Origin of the sequence: Streptomyces aquilus (genome assembly GCF_003955715.1) — a bacterium.
In the GTDB taxonomy this organism is placed as follows: domain Bacteria; phylum Actinomycetota; class Actinomycetes; order Streptomycetales; family Streptomycetaceae; genus Streptomyces; species Streptomyces aquilus.
In genome coordinates this window covers 8863668-8880892 of record NZ_CP034463.1, presented here as the reverse complement: position 1 = coordinate 8880892, position 17225 = coordinate 8863668, and the positions used below count along the sequence as shown (strand labels likewise).

Here is a 17225-nt window from a genome sequence, read left to right as displayed (position 1 = left end):
AAAAGGTCCGCAGCTGCTCCTCGGGGACCCGGAGGACTCACCATGCGCGCGATACGCGTAGCTTCGGCCGCACTGCTGGGCGTAGGCGCCCTCGCCCTCTCCGCTCCGGCCGCCGTGGCGTCCGGCGGCGGCAACATCACGCCGTTCGGCTTCAGCGTCATGCCCTCCACGATCGCCGCGGGCGGCCAGGTCACCCTGCAACTGGACCGGGACAGCGGCGGCTGCACCGGGTCCGCGACCGTCAGCTCGGGGGTGTTCGACACGATCACCATCCCGGGCAACCGCTCGTCGGCGACGGCGGTGGTCGACTGGGACGCCAAACCGGGCGCGGTCTACAAGGTGACGTTCTCCTGCAACGGCGTGAGCGGTTCGACGGAGCTGACCATCGCCACCGGCCGCACCACCCCGACCAACCCGACGCCGTACCCGTACCCCGACCGCGGGGTGCACGCCGGCGAGGGCGGCAGTGTCGCCGGGTTCGACCTCAAGGAGATCGGACTGGGCGCGGCGCTCATCGCCGGGTCGGTCGGGGCGGCGTACCACTTCTCGCGGCGCCGCACCGGCGAGGACGGCGCCTGACCGCACCTCGGCGGCACCGCACAGGCCTTCGCCCCGGACCTTGGAAGAGGTTCCGGGGCGAAGGCCTGTGCGTGCGGTGCGCGTCCGCGCGGGAAACGGCGATCAGATCCGCTTCTCGGAGCGGCGGCGCATCCAGAAGAGCCCGCCGCCGATGACGGCCGCCGCGACGAGCCCGCCGCCGATCGCCATGTCGGTCGGGGTGGCACCGGTGGAGCTGCTGCCGCCGAGACCGCCGCGGACGCCTCCGATGACCGTGAAGACGCCGTTGAACGTCTTCGTCTGCCCCTCGCAGGTGGTCGTGACGTTGTACGAACCGGGGTTGGCGTTCGCGTTGACGGTCACGGTCGCGGTGGAGGTGTTGCTGTTGCCGCCCTGCGAGACGAGCTGGGTGGTCGGGAAGGCGTTGGAGCTGATGGTGCTGCCGGCCATCGTGCAGGCGGAGCCGCCGGTGACGGTGAGCACCAGCTGGCCGCCCCGGGCGATGACGCTGGGCGCGGCGCTGACGCTCGTGGGCTGGCTCCAGGCCGAGGCCGTGGGGGCGGCGAGCCCGACGGCGGCGATCGCGGCGCCGGCGGCCGCCAGGGCACGGGTAGTACGCATGTGATCCTCCGCGGAAGGCGCCCCGGGAACCGTCCCCGGTGGATCGGCGAGAAAACGCCTCCCAGAAAGACCCTCAGATGCCGTGCACGCGGGCGCATTTCGGCGATGGTCCGTCCTGGTGAGAGGACACGCCGACCGAAAAGCGCACAATCGGATATTGCCGCAGGTCACGGACCGTCAGAAATTTCCTGTGACCGTCAACTCGGATGGCGCACCCACACCGGTGGCGGCCACCCGTTCGCCTTTGCCCCGTCGCCGGTTCCGGGCCGGGCACTTAGCGTGCTCGTATGCGCGAATGACGTGGCGACGGCCGCGTCGAGAGGGGAATGCGAATGTCTGCGTCCGAGCTGGCCGATCTGGCCGAAGAGGAGGAGCAGCGGAAGAGGCGCGCTCCTTGGGGCGTGATAGCGCTTGTTCTGCTGACCGGCCTCGCGCTCATTCGGAACGGTTCGGGAGAGTTCGACGTGGGTCCGCCGCAGCCGGCGACGGCGGCTGCGGCGGACAGTCGTGTGCCCGGGACCTTCTCCGGGTCGGCGGCGCCGCTGTCGTTCTCCGAGCCCGAGCGGGTACGGATTCCCGCGATCCAGGTGGACGCGCCGGTCATGCCCGTCGGTCTGGACACCGAGGGCTGGGTGGGCGCGCCGCCGCCGGAGGACCCGAACCTGGCCGGCTGGTTCACCGGCGCGGTCTCGCCCGGTGAGAAGGGCACCGCCGTGGTGGTGGGCCATGTCGACAACAAGTCGGGCCCCGCCGTGTTCTACGGGCTCGGTGCGCTGAAGAAGGGAAATCGCGTCGAGGTGCGGCGCAAGGACGGGAAGACGGCCGTTTTCGAGATCTACGGCATCGAGGTCTTCGAGAAGCAGAACTTCCCGGGCGACCGTGTCTACGGCTCCAAGGGCACTCCCGAACTGCGGGTCATCACCTGCGGGGGCGGTTTCTCGAAGCAGAACGGTTATGCCGGGAACGTCGTCGCGTTCGCCCGCCTGGTCGAGGTCCGCTGAGCGTTCCCCGACCGGGCGGGCCGGCGATCCGGCTTATGCGTAATGCCGTCTCGGGACGGTGACGTGATATCCGGAGTCCAGGAGTTGCGGCAGGTATTCACGCAGCGCCCGGACGCTCTGGGAGCGGTCGCCCCCGGCGTCGTGCGAGAGCACCACGACGCCGGGGGCGGCGCCGTTCTCGACGCGTCGCTCGATGGTGCGGGCGCCTGGGGTGGTCCAGTCGAGGGTGTCGACGGTCCAGGCGAGGGGTTCCATGCCGAGTTCGGCGCCGAGCTGGAAGGCGGCGCGGTTCCAGGCGCCGTAGGGCGCGCGGAACCACTGGGGGCGTTCGCCGTAGGCCTCCTCGATGACGTCGCTGGTGCGTTCCATCTCGGAGCGGATGCGGCCGCGGCTCAGGCGGGTCAGCAGGGGGTGGGACCAGGTGTGGTTGCCGACGATGTGCCCCTCGTCGGACATGCGTTCCAGCAGGTCCTTGTTGTTCACGGCCATCTCGCCGCAGACGAAGAACATCGCGCGGACGTCGTACTCGGCGAGGGTGTCCAGGACGGCGGGGGTGTAGCGGGGGTCCGGGCCGTCGTCGAAGGTCAGCACCATGGTCCGGCCGCGGCCGTGCACGCGCAGCAGCGGTTCGCGGCGGACCGGGGTCCGGCCGGGGGCGGTGCGGGGCGGGCCGTATCCGGTCAGGGGCTGGAGCCGGTAGGCGGAGGGCTTGAGCGGGCGGCGGGCCGGGGGGCCCGCGGCCGGGAGCGGGGGCTTGACCGGGTCCTCGCCGCCGAGCGCCGCGAACAGCCCGGCGGTGCCGGCCGCCCCGACGGCGGCGGCACCGGCGAGCAGGGCACGGCGTCGGGTGAGCAGCCGGGTGAGCAACTGATCCTTCGTCATGACTCATCAGTCGCCCCAACCATGGCCGACGCACCAGGACAGCACCGGTGCGGCGGCAGGAATACACCCGCCCGGCCTATGACGGACCGTCAGTGGCGGCGCACGAGCGGGAACGGGAGGGTCTCCCGGATCGTCAGCCCGGTGAGGAACATGACCAGCCGGTCGACGCCGATGCCGAGCCCGCCGGTGGGCGGCATGGCGTATTCGAGGGCGTCGAGGAAGTCCTCGTCGAGCTCCATCGCCTCGGGGTCTCCGCCGGCGGCGAGCAGCGACTGCGCGGTGAGGCGGCGGCGCTGTTCGACGGGGTCGGTGAGTTCGGAGTAGGCGGTGCCGAGTTCGGTGCCGAAGGCGACGAGGTCCCAGCGCTCCGCGAGCCGCGGGTCGTCCCGGTGCTGGCGGGTGAGCGGGGAGACGTCGGTCGGGAAGTCCTTGTAGAAGGTGGGCAGCTGCGTCTTCTCCTCGACGAGGCGTTCGTACATCTCGAGGACGACGTCGCCGCGGCCGTCGTCGGGGGTGTACGGCACTCCGGCGCGGTCGCACAGCCGGTGCAGCCGGGCGAGTTCGGTGTCGGCGGTGACCTCGTCGCCCAGGGCCTCGGAGATCGCGCCGTAGACGGTCTTGACCGGCCAGGGACCCGAGATGTCGTACTCCCGCCCGTCCTTGCGGGCGACGGGTGTGCCGAAGGCGGCTGTCGCGGCGCCCTGGATCAGCTCGCGGGTGAGGTCGAGCATCACGTCGTAGTCGGCGAAGGCCTGGTAGGCCTCCAGCATCGTGAACTCGGGGTTGTGCTTGTAGGAGACGCCCTCGTTGCGGAAGGTGCGGCCCATCTCGAAGACCTTCTCCAGGCCGCCGACGCAGAGCCGTTTCAGGTACAGCTCGGGGGCGATGCGCAGATACAGGTCGAGGTCGTAGGCGTTGATGTGGGTGGTGAAGGGGCGGGCGTTGGCGCCGCCGTGGATCTGCTGGAGCATCGGCGTCTCGACCTCCAGGTAGCCGCGGTCCAACAGGCCCTGGCGCAGGGCCTGTACGGCGGTGGAGCGGGCGCGGACGACGTCGCGGGCGTCGGGACTGGCGACGAGGTCGAGGTAGCGCATGCGGACCTTGGTCTCGGGGTCGGTGAGGCCGCGGCGTTTGTCAGGCAGGGGGCGCAGGCACTTGCCGATGAGCTGCCAGGAGGTGACGAAGACGGTCGGTTCGCCCTTGTCGCTGGCGCCGGCCGTGCCGGTGGCGGTGATGTGGTCGCCGATGTCGGTGTCCGACCTGAAGCGGTCCACGCCGTCCTGGGTGAGGGCCAGTTGGTGGTCCCCGGACCAGTCGCGCAGCGTGACGAAGACGATGCCGCCGAAGTCCCGCACCCGCATGATCCGCCCCGCGACGGTGACGTGTTCGCCGTCGCGGATGTCGGCGAGGGCATGGGTGCGGGCGGGGATGCCCACCGGGTAGGGGTCGATGCCCTCGGCCCTGAGGCGGGCCAGGGTGCGGCGGCGGACGCGGGCCTGTTCGGGCAGGCCCGCGTCCGGATCGGCGGCCTGGGCCTCGTCCCCTCCGGCGAGGCCGAGCGCCGACAGCGACGGCAGGCCTTCGGTGGTGGCCGGCCGCGGCCCGGCCTTCGGGTGCCCCTTTCCCCAGAGTTTGCGCAGCGACGGTACGGAGACGAAGCCCTCGGCGATTCCGGAGGCGAGACCGATGCGGGCGAGGGCGCCGGTCTCGCCGTAGCAGATGAAGCGGGGGTACCACTCGGGCTTGTACTTGGCGTTGGAGCGGTACAGGGCCTCCAGTTGCCACCACTTGGAGAAGAACAGCAGCAGGCGGCGCCACAGGCGCAGCACGGGTCCGGCGCCGATGCGGGCGCCCTCCTCGAAGACCGAGCGGAAGACGGCGAAGTTGAGGGAGATCCGGCGGACGCCCAGTTTCGGCGCTGCGGCGCACAGTTCGGCGACCATGAACTCCATGACGCCGTTGGGAGCGCTGCGGTCACGGCGCATCAGGTCCAGGGAGACGCCGTCGCCGCCCCAGGGCACGAAGGAGAGCAGGGCGAGCAGTTTGCCGTCCTCGCCGAGGGCTTCCACGAGGAGGCAGTCGCCGTCGGCCGGGTCGCCCAGGCGGTCCAGGGCCATGGAGAAGCCGCGTTCGGTCTCGGTGTCGCGCCAGGCGTCGGCCTTGTCGACGATCTCTTCCATCTCGGCGTCGGTGAGGGCGGCGTGGCGGCGGATGCGGCAGTGGGCGCCGGTGCGGCGGACCCGGTGCACGGCCTGCCGGGTGACGCGCATGTCGCGGCCGTTCAGGTCGAAGTCGGCGACGTTGAGGATCGCCTCGTCGCCGAGTTGGAGGGCGCCGAGTCCGGCGCGGGCGAAGGCCTTGGCGCCGTCCTCGGAGGCGCCCATCGCGGCGGGCGCCCAGCCGTGCCGGCGGGCCGCGTCGAGCCAGGCGGCGATGGCGTGCGGCCAGGCCTCGCGGTCGCCGACGGGGTCGCCGCTGGCGAGGCAGACGCCGGCTTCGACGCGGTAGGTGACGGCGGCCTTGCCGCTGGCGGAGAAGACGACGGCCTTGTCGCGGCGGGTGGCGAAATAGCCGAGGGAGTCCCGGTCGCCGTAGGCCCCCAGCAGGGCGCGGATGCGGTCCTCCTCGTCGCCGTGCAGGGCGGCTTCCATGCGCTGGGAGCGGAAGAGGGTGGCGGCGGCGTTGAGCAGCGCGAGGGCGCCGAAGAGGCCGAGCAGGAAGTACAGGGCGCGCGGCGGGCCGCCGTCGAAGGAGCGGCCGGAGACCAGGCCGCCGCAGACCCGGTTGGCCGCCCAGAGCAGCCGTTGGCCGCGCGGCAGCGTGCCGGGGAAGAGTTCGACCAGGCCCCAGCCGACGAGGATGCCGAGGACCAGGCCGAGGATCAGCACCCCGACGGCCCGGCGGACCGCGCCCCGGCGTGAGTCGGCGTAGAACTCGCCGCGGGCGACGACGAGCAGGGCGAGGGCCAGGCAGCACACCACCAGGGACGGGATGGAGTCGGCGTACAGGCCGACGGCCACACCCAGCGCGTCGACGAGGACGAGCAGGCCCAGGTAGACGACCACCAGCCACCAGGCGACCCGTTTGCGGGCGGCCGTGGCGCCGGCGAGGAGGAAGAGGAAGACGGCGTAGGCGAGGTTGGCGCTGACCGGGACGATGAGGACGTCGAGGAAGCGCACGACGGGACGCAGCGGTCCGCGCAGCGGCGGAATGAAGGCCAGCAGCAGACAGAGCAGTCCCAGGGCGCCGAAGAAGGTGGCGAAGCCTTCCGGGACCCTGCTGAGGTGGCCGCTGCCGGGCCGTCGTATCGGGCCCCTGGTGTCCTTCGCCGCAGCGGCCTCGACGGTGGCGGTCATGTTCCGACTGTAGGAACTGCCCGGCGACCTCGCCCGTCGGACGGTCCCGCATGGCGGCGGGCCCTGTGCCGTCCGATAGCCTCCGTGCCGTGACGGAACAGCACTCGCCCCAGTTCGAGCGGGGCACGGACGGGCCGAAGGTCATCGTCGTGGGAGTGGACGGCTCCGATTCCTCCCTCCGGGCCGCGGCATATGCCGGTGGCCTGGCCCGCCGCCAGCACGCGCTCCTCGCCGTCGTGTACGTACGGCCGGTGATGGCGGCGGGTGCGGCGATGGGCGCGCCGGTCGCCGAGACGACCGACGAGATCGCCGAGGACCTGGTCGCCCAGATCAGGGAGGCCACCGAGCGCACGAAGGGGATATTCGACGTGCGCTGGGAGTTCCACACCTTCCGCGGCGACCCGTACAGCGGCCTGGTGAAGGCGGCGGACGAACTCAAGGCGGACGCGGTGGTGGTGGGCGCCTCGGAGCAGGCGGGACACCGGATCGTCGGCTCGGTCGCGGTCCGCCTGGTCAAGGCCGGGCGGTGGCCGGTGACGGTGGTGCCGTAGCCGGCGGCCGGCCGGCTCAGAGGCCGCCGAGGAAGTCCAGCAGGAGGCTGTTGAACTCCTCGGGCTTCTCCAGGTTCGGGAAGTGCGCGGCGCCCTCGACGATGACCGAGCGGCCCTTCCGGGCGGTGTGGGCGTAGAGTTCCGCGTCCGCGATCAGGTCCGGTGAGTCGAGCGCGCCGTTGACCATGAGCACCGGTATGTCGAGCTTGCGCACCCGGGGCCAGGTGTCGGTCATGGGGACGTGCCAGTTGCGCTCGCCGGGGGTGTGCTTGGCGATGGTGTGCAGGGCCATCTCGCGCAGCCGGTCCTGGATGGCGGGGTCCGTGTCCGCCGCCTCGCGGAAGGGGCCCGCCATGGCCCGCAAAAACACCTTCAGCCAGGCCTCGATGTCGCCCGAGTGCAGGGTGCGGGCCGACTCGGCGACGATCTCCCTGGTCTTGTCGTAGCTGTACTCGAAGTCGCTGACCGAGGCGCCGCTCAGCACGGCCCCCCGGACCAGTTCCGGGTACTCGATCGCGGTGTCGCCGGCGATCGCCCCGCCCATCGACACACCGACCAGGACCGCGGGACCGGCGTCGAGGTGCTTGAGCAGGCAGGCGAGGTCGTCGGCCCAGCGGAAGGGCTCGCTCGCGTTGGCGGACCAGCCGTGACCGCGGACGTCCGCGGCGACGACCCGGTACCCGGCTTCGACCAGGGCCGGGGTCTGGGCCTCGAAGAGGCGGTGGTCGACGTAGCCGGAGTGCAGCAGGACCACGAGGTCGCCGCTGCCGGTGTCGCGGTAGGCGAGGTCGCCGTCGGTGGACGGGAAGAAGCTCAGTTCCGAAGCAACTGTCATGACAACCAAGGTGTCATCTTTCGGCGACTTTGACAACCGGGTTGTCATGATGAGCGGGTGCATGATGACTCCGTGAACGACGACGACACCCCGCTCTCCCCCGACGACCTCGGCGACCGTGTCTCCGAGGTGTTCGATCTGATCGGCGCGCTCTACCGGCGCGGCCTGCGCAAGCTCGAACAGGCCGAGAAGGAGGAGGGAGTCTCCGTCGGCGTCCGCTCCGTCCTCGTCCTGCTGCGCCGCTACGGGCCCATGACGGTGCCCCAGATGGCCCGGATCATGGCGCTGACCCGGCAGTTCGTGCAGCGGATGGTCAACGACGCGGTGACCGAGGCCTGGGTGGAGGTCACGCCGAATCCCGCGCACCAGCGGTCCTCACTGATCCGGATCACCTCCGAGGGCGAGGCGGTGATCGACGCGATCCTCGCCCGCGAGCACGCCCTGAACCGGCAGGTCGGCGGGGACCTGACCGAGGCCGAGCTCACGGCGTGCAGGCGCGTACTGAAGGAGATGCTCCGGACCTTCACCGACCCGGACTGAGCTACTCCCCCATCGTCAGCCCGTCCTTCGCCGCCCCCCGGCTCAGCACCACCTCCCGGATGCGGTCGCGCACGCCGCTCAGTTCGGCACCCCCCTCGATCGCCTTGTTGAGGTTGACCACCCGGCCGGCGTCGATGTCGAACAGCTGCGGAACGAACTCCGCCTTCCGCACCTCCCAGCGGCCACCCGGCCGCGTCGGCGGGGCGAAGGTGAAGCGGCCGATCGTGGACTGGTTGCCGCGCGGGTCCTGGGCGCCCTCGTAGTTGAACATCTCGCCGGCGATCTGGTCGCCCATGCCGTAGATCACCCAGGTGCCGTTGACCTTCTCGTAGGCCTGCGGGATGTGGGCGTGGGTGCCGAGGATCAGGTCGATGTCGGGGCGGTCGCCGGTGCGGGCGGCGGTGAGCGAGCGGGCCAGCGTGAGCTGGCGGTCGTCGGGGGCGTCCTGCCACTCCGTGCCCCAGTGCACCGAGACCACGACCACGTCGGCACCGGCCGCCCGGGCGGCCCGCGCGTCGTTCACGATCTTGTTCTCGTCGATGAGGTTGACGGCCCAGGGCTGACCGGCGGGCAGCGGATAGCCGTTGGTGTCGTAGGTGTAGGAGAGGTGGGCGACCTTCGCGGCGCCCGCGCGCAGGATCGTGACCGTGCGCGCCTCGTCCTCGGTGCGGGCGGTCCCGGCGTGCCGTACGCCCTCGCGGTCGAGGGCGTCGAGGGTGCGGCGGATGCCGTCGGCGCCGTCGTCGAGGCTGTGGTTGGAGGCGGTGGAGCAGCCGTCGTAGCCGGTGGCGGCGAGACCCTTCGCGACCTCGGGCGGGGACTTGAAGGCGGGATAGCCGGTGTAGTCGCCGTTCGCGCCGTAGACGGTCTCCATGTGACACAGCGCCAGATCGGCGCGGGAGACGAGCGGTTCGACGCCGGAGAGCATCGGGCGGAAGTCGTAGCCGGTGCCGCCCGCGTCGAAGCGGGCGCGGTCGATGATGGAGGAGTGCGGGAGGACGTCGCCGGAGGCGACGAGCGTGAAGCCGCGGGCGGCGCCGGCGGCCGGGGCCGGGTGGCCGCTGCGGGCGGGCGGACCGGGTTTCTCGTGGCCTTGGGCCTGGCAGGCGGCGCCCGCGGCGAGGAGCGCGGTCAGGGCCAGCGCCACTTGTCGACTGCGTGCAATCATCAGCTCACCCCACTGTGATCATATTTACCCACAAATAGGTACGGAGCTGAGCACAGCCGCAAACTGACCGGCGGTCATTTCAACCGTTGGGCGAGGCGGAGGGGACCGTTCGTCGTACCGTTCGTCGACGCGATCGACCGCCCGCCGCAGATCCGCGCGCACGCCCTGTCCCTCACCGTCACCCTGCGATGCCATACGGCCATGACGGCCGGAACCACGCTCACGAACGGGACGACCGCCGAGCACGAGCTCGCCGCACTTCAGCGGGAGCACGGCCGGCCTCTCTTCGCGCTGCTCCTCCGGCTGTGCGACGGAGACCGGCAGCGCGCCGAGGACCTGGTCCAGGAGACCCTCGTCCGCGCCTGGCAGCACCCCGAGGCGCTGCGCGCCGACGACTTCGACTCCGTACGGCCCTGGCTGCTGACCGTGGGACGGCGGCTCGCGATCGACGCGCGGCGGGCCCGGCAGGCACGCCCGGCGGAGGTCGGGGACGCGGTCCTGGAGAACGCGCGGGTGTGCGCCGATCACGCCGAGCGGGCCGCCGCGGCCCTCGATGTGCGCGAGGCTGTGAAGACACTCACTCCGGAGCACCGTGAAGTCCTGGTGCTCGTGTACTTCCAGGGGGCGAGTGTGGCGGAAGCCGCGGAAACCCTCGGAATTCCTCCCGGTACCGTGAAGTCCCGCGCGTACTACGCGCTGCGCGCCCTGCGCCGAGTCCTTCCGGGCTACGCGGCCGACCTGCGATGAAACTCATGGTGAAGCAAAGCCTTCGCAAAGCGCCTTGCTGAGGACCATGGTTGAGTAATCGGCTGTCTTCATCCGTGTTCCCGGATGGGGGCCTGGCGCAGGATTCGCACCAGCCGCCGCGCTGCAGGTGGGAATCCTGCGCCAGGCCCCCAGGCCCGGCGACGGGCGACGCGCACGCACCGGAGGAAGGCAGGAAGGGATGCTGCACAGAGGTCAAGAGAGCACGGACGGCGCCGGCGGCGGTGAACTCACCGTCCCCATGGCCTGGTTGTACGCCGAGTACATCGCCGACGAGCTGCTGCGGACCGGCGATCTCATGCCGCCGACGTCCTTCGAGTTCCGCGCGGGCCGGGACGCCCTCGCGCTGACCATTTTCCTGTCCGACACCGACGGCGAGCTGTCCGGCATCCGGGTCGTCTCCCAGCTGGAGACGTGGCTGTCGCTGACGGCGTACGACCAGCCCTGGCAGGACTGGGTCCGTGACCGCATGGCGCGGCTCACGGCCGAGGCCCACGACCGCGGCGGGCCCGCGCCTGATCTGGACCTCGCGGAGGCGGCCTGGCGCTGGCTCCAGGAGACCGAGCTGCTCGCCCCCGATCTCAACGCGGTACCGGGCGGCGGCCCGGTGATCGGCGAGGACGAGGGCCCGAAGGTGTGGACGCCGGCCTGGCAGCTGGGACTGCCGCTGGGGCATCTGGCCATCCACCTTTTCTAGCCACACCCTGCCCGCGTTCAATCCGTCCCGGACTTTTTTCGAACGGGACCAATCCTCGTACCCGGCCGCTCCGAATCCCTTGGTTGCGATTCTGTCTGGGGCTTGAGTGATTCGGCGGTCCGGTGCGTACCGGTGGGAGCAAGGAGTAACCCCACCCGCACCCAACGGCACGAGGATTCCGCATGAGGTCCCAGGAGAGGCATCGCGACGTCGCCGCGTACGCGCTCGGCGTGCTGGACGAGGCGGACGCGTTCCGTTTCGAGGACCACCTCATGGAATGCCCGAGGTGCGCCGCGGACGTCACCGAGTTCGGCCCGATCACCCGGCAGTTGCTGCTGTACCGGCGTTCCACGCCGCAGTTCGTGCACCCGATGACCCAGCCGGGCCCGCGGCTGCTGGACCGGCTGCTCTCGGAGGTCGGGGCACGGCACCGGGCCGGACGCCGGCGCTTTCTCTGCGCGGTCGCGGCCACCGTCGCCTTCGCGGTGGCCGGACCGGGGCTCGTGGTCCTCGCGGGCGGCGGCGAGAGCGCCGTGCGGATCGACGCGACCGACGCGCGGTCCGGCGTCTGGGCACAGGTGACCGCCGAGGACTACACCTCGGGCAGCCAGCTGGAGCTGAAGGTGAAGGACGGGGCGGGCCCCCGCACCTGTCGTCTGGTCATCGTCGGCACGAACGGCTCCGAGGAGACCGTCACCACCTGGAGCGTCCCCCGCCACGACGCCCGCGAACTCACCATGCAGGGCTCGTCGTCACTGCACCCCGACCAGATCGCCCGCTACGAGGTGCGCTCCTCGGACGGCGAGCATCTGGTGACGCTGAAGTCCCGCTGAGCCCGCGCGAACGCGGGGCCCGCTTCCCGCGTCTCAGGAGCGACACGGTCCGTCCGTCGGCTCCTGGGGGAACACATGCGTGCACACTTCGCGCGAACCGCCGCCGTCCTCGTACCACTCGCCCTGTTCGCGGCCGGGTGCGGCAGCGAGCGGGCCGACACCGGCGCCCGGTCCGCCGAGCCCGGGGACCGCGCACGTGAGGTGGCCGCCGCGTGGGACGGTTCGAAGGCCGCCGAGGTGTGGCGCGCGGGGTACTACCCGCTGTCGGACGTCGTCCAACTCCCCGAGCACGCCTTCCGCAACGAGGACGACAAGATGGCGTACGCCGCCGGGAACTACGTCCTGGACGCCGAACTGCCCACCGGCTCACCGGAGAAGGGCAAGGTCGAGTGGGAGAGCGGGAGTTCGCTCAGCCTGCCGCTGGTGGACGCGCGGAAGGCGTACGACAGTGTCGCCCGCGGTGGCGACGACGGACCGCATCTGACCGTGACGGCGGTGAAGCTCGGCAAGGCGACCCTCGTCACCAGCCGGGGACCGGCCACCGTACCGGCCTGGCTGTTCACCCTGGACGGTTACGACACCCCGCTCAAACGCGTCGCGTTGGAGCCCTCGGTCCTGCCGGAGTCACCCATCGAGCCGCTCGGGAACGCCACGGACGATCTGATGGAACTCCAGCAGCTGGTCGAGGTCGGCCGGGACGGCCGGTCCGTCACGGTCCTCGCGGGGCACGGCGCCTGCGACGACGGGGCCGCCGTGGCGGTACGGGAGACGGCCGGCAGCGTGGTGCTGTCGGGGTCGATCGTCGGGGCGAGCGACGGTGACTGCACCGCCCAGTTGCTGTTCCAGAAGGTCACGGTGAAGCTGAAGCGGAAGCTCGGCGACCGGGTCCTGCTGGACGCCTTCACGGGCGCGCCGGTCGCCCAGCGCCGCGTCCCCACTACTTGAGCAGCCGCGACATCCTGCGGTCCGCGAGCGGCTTGCCGCCGGTCTGGCAGGTGGGGCAGTACTGGAGCGAGGAGTCGCTGAAGGAGACCTCGCGGATGGTGTCGCCGCACACCGGGCACGGCTCGCCGGTGCGGCCGTGGACGCGCAGGCCGCTCTTCTTCTCCGCCTTCAGGCGCCCGGCGGCCACACCGTGCGAGCGTGCGACGGCCTCGGTGAGCGTGTCGCGCAGGGCCGCGTAGAGGCGGGCCGTCTCCTCGGGGGTGAGGGACGCGGCGAGTTTGAACGGGGACATCTTCGCCGCGTGCAGGATCTCGTCGCTGTAGGCGTTGCCGACCCCCGCGATGAGGCTCTGGTCGCGCAGGGCGCCCTTGAGCCGGCGCCGTTCGGTCGCCAGGAGTCCCGCGAGGCGCGCCTCGTCGAAGTCGTCGGCGAGCGGGTCGGGGCCGAGCCGGGCCACGCCCGGGACCTCCTGGGGGTCGTGGACGACGTACACGGCGAGGCGCTTCTGCGTCCCGGCCTCCGTCAGGTCGAACCCGGCGCCGGTCTCCAGGGCCACCCGCAGGGCGAGGGGGCCCTTGCCGGGGCGGGGCATGCCGCTGGGCAGCTCGTCCTTCCAGTGCAGCCAGCCCGCGCGGGCCAGGTGGGTGACGAAGTGCGGGCCGCCGTCCGTGACCAGGTCGAGGAACTTGCCGTGCCGGCGCACCGCGGTGACCTCGCGGCCTTCCAGGGCGGCGAGCGGTGGATCGTACGTCTTCAGGACACTGATCGCGACGGGCAGCACCCGGACGATCTCGTGGCCGACCAGGTGCTCGGTGAGGAAGTCCTTGAGCGCTTCCACCTCGGGGAGTTCCGGCATACGTCCAGGGTGCCATCCCCCGTCACGCGCGTCCCGGGACGACGAACTCGCACCACACGCACTTGCCGCCGCCCCGCGCCTCCACACCCCACACGTCCGTGAGCAGGTCGACCAGGAGCAGACCGCGTCCGGACACCCCCGACTCGCCCGCCTCCCGGCGGCGCGGCAGGGCGCTGGAGGAGTCCTCGACCTCGACCCGCAGCCGGCGTTCGGAACCGGCCAGAACCCGCAAGGTGACGATGGCGGAGCCCTCGGTGTGCATGAGGGCGTTGGTGATCATCTCGTCGGCGACCAGCTCGATCTCGTCGGCCCGGTCGCCCGAGCCCCAGGCCCGGACGGCGGCGCGGATCATGTGCCGGGCCTCGGCCAGCGCCTCCGGGTCGCCGGGGGCGACGTGCTGCTGGAGCCGTCCGCCGGACTGGGGGGCGTCCAGGCCCCGGCGGCGCAGCAGGAGCAGGGCGACGTCGTCGTCGCCGCCGCGCTCCTCGGCCACGTCGATGAGCTTGTCGGCGAGGTCGCGCACGTCGGCGGGGCCGGAGCCGATGAGCGCGGTGAGGGTCTGCATGCCGTCGTCGAGGTCGGCGCCGGGCTGTTCGACCAGGCCGTCGGTGCAGAGCAGCAGGGTGTTGCCGGGGTCGAGTTCGATGGTGGCGACGGGGTATTCGAGGCTGCCGAACTCGGCGGACAGGCCCAGCGGCAGCCCGCCCTCGACGGGGACCCGGCGGCAGCTGCCGTCGGCCTGGCGCACCAGCGGGTCGATGTGGCCGGCCCGGACGACCTGGACGACCCCGGTGGCGAGGTCGGCCTCGGCGTAGAGGCAGGTCGCGAAGCGGTCGGTGTCCAGTTCGTGGAGGAAGACGGAGGCGCGGGCCATGACGGTGGCGGGCGTGTGGCCCTCGGCGGCGTAGGCGCGCAGCACGATCCGCAGCTGGCCCATGACGGCGGCGGCGTGGGTGTCATGGCCCTGGACGTCGCCGATGACCGCGCCGACCCGGCCGCCGGGCAGCGGGATGAGGTCGTACCAGTCGCCCCCGATGTCCCGGCCGAGGGAGCCCGCGGCGGAGCCGGCGCGGTAGCGGACGGCGACGTCGGCGCCGCGCACGCTGGGGATGGTGCGCGGCAGCATGGCCTGCTGGAGTCCGGTGGCGAGGTCCTTCTCCTGCTCGTAGAACATGGCGCGTTGCAGGCTCTGCGCGATGCTGCTGACGAGGGCGACCAGGACGTTGCGGTCCTCGGGCGAGAAGCCGCCCCGGTCGCTGTAGAGCAGGCCCATCGCGCCGATCGGTCTGGCCTGCGCGATCAGCGGCAGGTAGGCGGCGGCGGTGATGTTCAGGCCGGTGAGGTGCGGCCACAGCAGCGGGTAGCGCTCGGCGAACTCCTCGGGTGACTCGATGAAGCGCGGGGTCAGGGTCCGTACGACCTCGCTCATCGGGTACTGCTCGTCGATGCCCGTGACGTCGGTGCCGGGCACGAAGCTGCCCGCGGGGCCCTCGGCGATCAGCCGGATGCGGCCCGCCTCGACCAGGCCCATGACCAGGCTGGTGGCGCCCAGGTGGGTGAGGCCGTGGGTGTCCTTGAGGACCTCGATGACGTCGTCGACCGAGCGGGCGTAGGCGAGGGCGGCCGTGGTGAGCTGGACGACGTTGGTCTGCTCCTGGCGGGCGGCGTCCTGGCTGGCCTGTTCGCGGCGGGCGGCGAGGTCGTCGAGTTCCTGGGTGGCGTCGCGGACGATGCCGACGATCCGGCGCGGGCGGCCCGTCTCGTCACGCCGGATGTAGCCCTGGGTGTGGGTCCAGCGCAGCGAGCCGTCGCGGCAGCGGATGCGGAAGTAGGTGCCGTAGTTCTCGCTGCCGTCCTTCATCGCCTGGGAGACCAGGGTGTCCAGCCGGTAGCCCTCGGGCGCCGGGACCCGGATCGCGAGGGTCTCGGGGTGGCCGTCGTATTCGTCGGGGCGCAGGTCGAAGACCTCGTGGGCCTGCGCGTCCATGTGGAACAGACCGGTGTCCAGGTCCCAGTCGAAGCTGCCCATGCGGTTGAGCGCCAGAATCGGGTCCGGGTGGGCGGGCCAGTCGTCCGGGAGTGACAGGGCGCTCGCTCCCCGATCAACCATGGGCCCACCTTGCCAGGATTTGTCCGATTCTTCGACTGGGGGCTGACTGAGGACGGTCCGTGGGGCACCGCGGGCGATCAGCCTCCGACGCCCCGGGCGATCAGCCTCCGACGCCCCGGGCGATCAGTCTCCGAACACGTCCGTGGGGCTGTCGAAGATGCTGTCGGTGGCGGCGGGCTCGTCGGCCCCGGTCGGCTCGTCGGGGCTGTCCGGGATGAGCCCCCCGCCGTCGGGCAGGTCGGGGGTGTCCGGGACGGTCTCGGGGCCGATGTCCTGCCCGGTGTCCGTGGGCTGCGCGGCCGAGGGCACACCGGGGACGGTCTGGGTCTCCGGCGCGGTCGTCGGGGGCGGCGCCGTGACGGTGGCGGCGGGGCAGGCGGAGGCGGGGTCCTGCGGGCCGGGGGGCGCGGTGACGGGTGTGCCGGGAGTCGCGGTGGCGGGGTCCTGCGGGCCGGGGGGCGCGGTGGCGGGCGTGCCGGGGGTGACAGTGACGGTCGCGGTGACGCAGTCGGGCGTCAGGCGCTGTTCGTCGGAAGGGGAGGCGTGGTCCTCGCTCCTGTCGGGCGTCAGGCTCACGCTCGGCCCGGTCGTCGAGGCGCTGGTTGTCGGGGGTGGCGTCGGGGTCACCGGCTCGGGCCGGGGTACGACGTGGTCATGGCGTACGTCGTGGCCGCAGCGCCGCTCGATCCAGGTGTGGTCGACGACGTCGAGGATCGTGATGTGGGTGGCGGCCTGGGGCGCGGGGGTCACCACGATCACCCGGTCGGGCCGGTAGCCGGACCAGGACTGCCCCTTGGTCCCGGGGTTCGAGCTGCGCACCGCCGAGGGCGTCAGCGGGTTGCCGCAGGCGCAACGGACCCGCGGTACGCCCCGGTTGTCGACGAGGACGGCGGTGCCGGTCTGGAGGACGGCCGGGAAGCTGGTGGCCTGTCCGGCCCGGTAGCCGTGGTTGGTGACGCGGGTGTCCGCGCGCAGCACGACCGAGGTGAGGGAGCGCAGATAGGTGGGGATCGAGGCCTGCGCGACGCCCGCGACCTGCGCGAAGGCGCGCCCCTTGGCCGGGTCGGCGGCCAGGTGCGCGATCTGCCGGTTCACGTCACAGCTGCCGGTGCGCGCGGTGCCGCCGTAGAGGCCGGGTGTGGCGCCGGAGACGGCCCGGACGCCCGACCGCTGTGGTTGCTGTGCTTGCTGCGGTTGCTGCGTTCGGGTGACGGACGTGGGGGTGGCCGTCGCGGTCGCCGTGGACGCGGTGAAGGGGTCGGGCCCCTGGGCCGCGACGGGCTGGAGGAAGAGTTCCCCGCTCGCCTGGGTGTCGTTGCCGCCTGCGCAGCCGGCGACGATCAGCGCCGCCGAGAGCGCGCAGGACGTGACGAAGGTTCCGGTGAAGGTACGCACCGTGGTCTCCCGCCTCACATGCCGGGCAGTTCGTCACCATTGTTTGCTTCACTCACTTGGGTTACGCAAGCGGAGGTGCGGTACACGGAGAGTGACCTAGGCTTCCCGCGCG

At 71.9% G+C, this 17225-nt stretch carries 16 protein-coding genes; 8 read left to right on the top strand and 8 right to left on the bottom strand.

Going from position 1 to position 17225, the window contains the following annotated elements; translation table 11 throughout:
• The first annotated feature begins 42 nt into the window (after nucleotides 1-42).
• Nucleotides 43-579: a hypothetical protein gene (locus tag EJC51_RS40600; RefSeq protein WP_059194786.1), complete on the top strand. Its 537-nt coding sequence runs from the start codon at nucleotides 43-45 to the stop codon at nucleotides 577-579.
• A gap of 102 nt (nucleotides 580-681) precedes the next feature.
• Here EJC51_RS40600 and EJC51_RS40595 read toward each other — a convergent pair whose 3' ends face one another.
• The gene (locus EJC51_RS40595; protein WP_126275657.1) at nucleotides 682-1179 is read right to left on the bottom strand and encodes a hypothetical protein; all 498 of its coding nucleotides are present in this window, start codon (nucleotides 1177-1179) and stop codon (nucleotides 682-684) included.
• Between the two features lie 332 nt (nucleotides 1180-1511).
• Between EJC51_RS40595 and EJC51_RS40590 the strand changes: the two genes are divergently transcribed.
• On the top strand, nucleotides 1512-2180 hold the full coding sequence (locus EJC51_RS40590) for a class F sortase (RefSeq protein WP_126275656.1): 669 nt from the start codon (nucleotides 1512-1514) through the stop codon (nucleotides 2178-2180).
• A gap of 33 nt (nucleotides 2181-2213) precedes the next feature.
• On the opposite strand, the gene EJC51_RS40585 is transcribed toward EJC51_RS40590, so the two are convergent.
• On the bottom strand, nucleotides 2214-3062 hold the full coding sequence (locus tag EJC51_RS40585; protein WP_126275655.1) for a polysaccharide deacetylase family protein: 849 nt from the start codon (nucleotides 3060-3062) through the stop codon (nucleotides 2214-2216).
• An 89-nt stretch (nucleotides 3063-3151) separates the two neighbouring features.
• A complete protein-coding gene (lysX, locus tag EJC51_RS40580; protein WP_126275654.1) occupies nucleotides 3152-6418 on the bottom strand; it encodes a bifunctional lysylphosphatidylglycerol synthetase/lysine--tRNA ligase LysX in 3267 nt (1088 codons plus the stop codon).
• An 89-nt stretch (nucleotides 6419-6507) separates the two neighbouring features.
• Here lysX and EJC51_RS40575 point away from each other — a divergent pair, with 89 nt between their 5' ends.
• Complete coding sequence (locus tag EJC51_RS40575) at nucleotides 6508-6969, top strand: universal stress protein (protein ID WP_126275653.1); 462 nt, start codon at nucleotides 6508-6510, stop codon at nucleotides 6967-6969.
• A gap of 16 nt (nucleotides 6970-6985) precedes the next feature.
• On the opposite strand, the gene EJC51_RS40570 is transcribed toward EJC51_RS40575, so the two are convergent.
• Nucleotides 6986-7804: an alpha/beta fold hydrolase gene (locus tag EJC51_RS40570; protein ID WP_126275652.1), complete on the bottom strand. Its 819-nt coding sequence runs from the start codon at nucleotides 7802-7804 to the stop codon at nucleotides 6986-6988.
• 72 nt (nucleotides 7805-7876) lie between these two features.
• On the opposite strand from EJC51_RS40570, the gene EJC51_RS40565 reads away from it, so the two are divergent.
• Complete coding sequence (locus EJC51_RS40565; protein WP_126275651.1) at nucleotides 7877-8344, top strand: MarR family winged helix-turn-helix transcriptional regulator; 468 nt, start codon at nucleotides 7877-7879, stop codon at nucleotides 8342-8344.
• A gap of 1 nt (nucleotide 8345) precedes the next feature.
• On the opposite strand, the gene EJC51_RS40560 is transcribed toward EJC51_RS40565, so the two are convergent.
• Complete coding sequence (locus tag EJC51_RS40560) at nucleotides 8346-9512, bottom strand: CapA family protein (protein ID WP_126275650.1); 1167 nt, start codon at nucleotides 9510-9512, stop codon at nucleotides 8346-8348.
• Nucleotides 9513-9713: 201 nt separating this feature from the next.
• Here EJC51_RS40560 and EJC51_RS40555 point away from each other — a divergent pair, with 201 nt between their 5' ends.
• The 4 genes from EJC51_RS40555 to EJC51_RS40540 all read left to right on the top strand — a co-directional run bounded on the left by EJC51_RS40555 (nucleotide 9714) and on the right by EJC51_RS40540 (nucleotide 12752).
• A complete protein-coding gene (locus EJC51_RS40555; RefSeq protein ID WP_126275649.1) occupies nucleotides 9714-10259 on the top strand; it encodes a sigma-70 family RNA polymerase sigma factor in 546 nt (181 codons plus the stop codon).
• Between the two features lie 199 nt (nucleotides 10260-10458).
• Complete coding sequence (locus EJC51_RS40550; protein ID WP_126275648.1) at nucleotides 10459-10974, top strand: hypothetical protein; 516 nt, start codon at nucleotides 10459-10461, stop codon at nucleotides 10972-10974.
• Between the two features lie 182 nt (nucleotides 10975-11156).
• Nucleotides 11157-11807 (top strand): zf-HC2 domain-containing protein, encoded by a 651-nt coding sequence (locus EJC51_RS40545; RefSeq protein ID WP_126275647.1) that lies wholly within the window; start codon nucleotides 11157-11159, stop codon nucleotides 11805-11807.
• A gap of 75 nt (nucleotides 11808-11882) precedes the next feature.
• Nucleotides 11883-12752 (top strand): hypothetical protein, encoded by an 870-nt coding sequence (locus EJC51_RS40540; protein WP_126275646.1) that lies wholly within the window; start codon nucleotides 11883-11885, stop codon nucleotides 12750-12752.
• Here the strand turns inward: EJC51_RS40540 and EJC51_RS40535 are convergent.
• From EJC51_RS40535 to EJC51_RS40525, 3 genes are all read right to left on the bottom strand, one after another.
• Complete coding sequence (locus EJC51_RS40535) at nucleotides 12745-13608, bottom strand: Fpg/Nei family DNA glycosylase (RefSeq protein ID WP_126275645.1); 864 nt, start codon at nucleotides 13606-13608, stop codon at nucleotides 12745-12747. The two genes, EJC51_RS40540 and EJC51_RS40535, sit on opposite strands and share 8 nt — an antisense overlap.
• Before the next feature lie 22 nt (nucleotides 13609-13630).
• Nucleotides 13631-15718, bottom strand: coding sequence for a SpoIIE family protein phosphatase (locus tag EJC51_RS40530; protein WP_126275644.1), 2088 nt, complete (start codon nucleotides 15716-15718; stop codon nucleotides 13631-13633).
• A 123-nt stretch (nucleotides 15719-15841) separates the two neighbouring features.
• Nucleotides 15842-17113 carry a DUF6777 domain-containing protein gene (locus EJC51_RS40525; protein ID WP_126275643.1) on the bottom strand — a complete coding sequence of 424 codons (1272 nt, stop codon included), beginning with the start codon at nucleotides 17111-17113 and terminating at the stop codon, nucleotides 15842-15844.
• Between the last annotated feature and the right edge of the window lie 112 nt (nucleotides 17114-17225).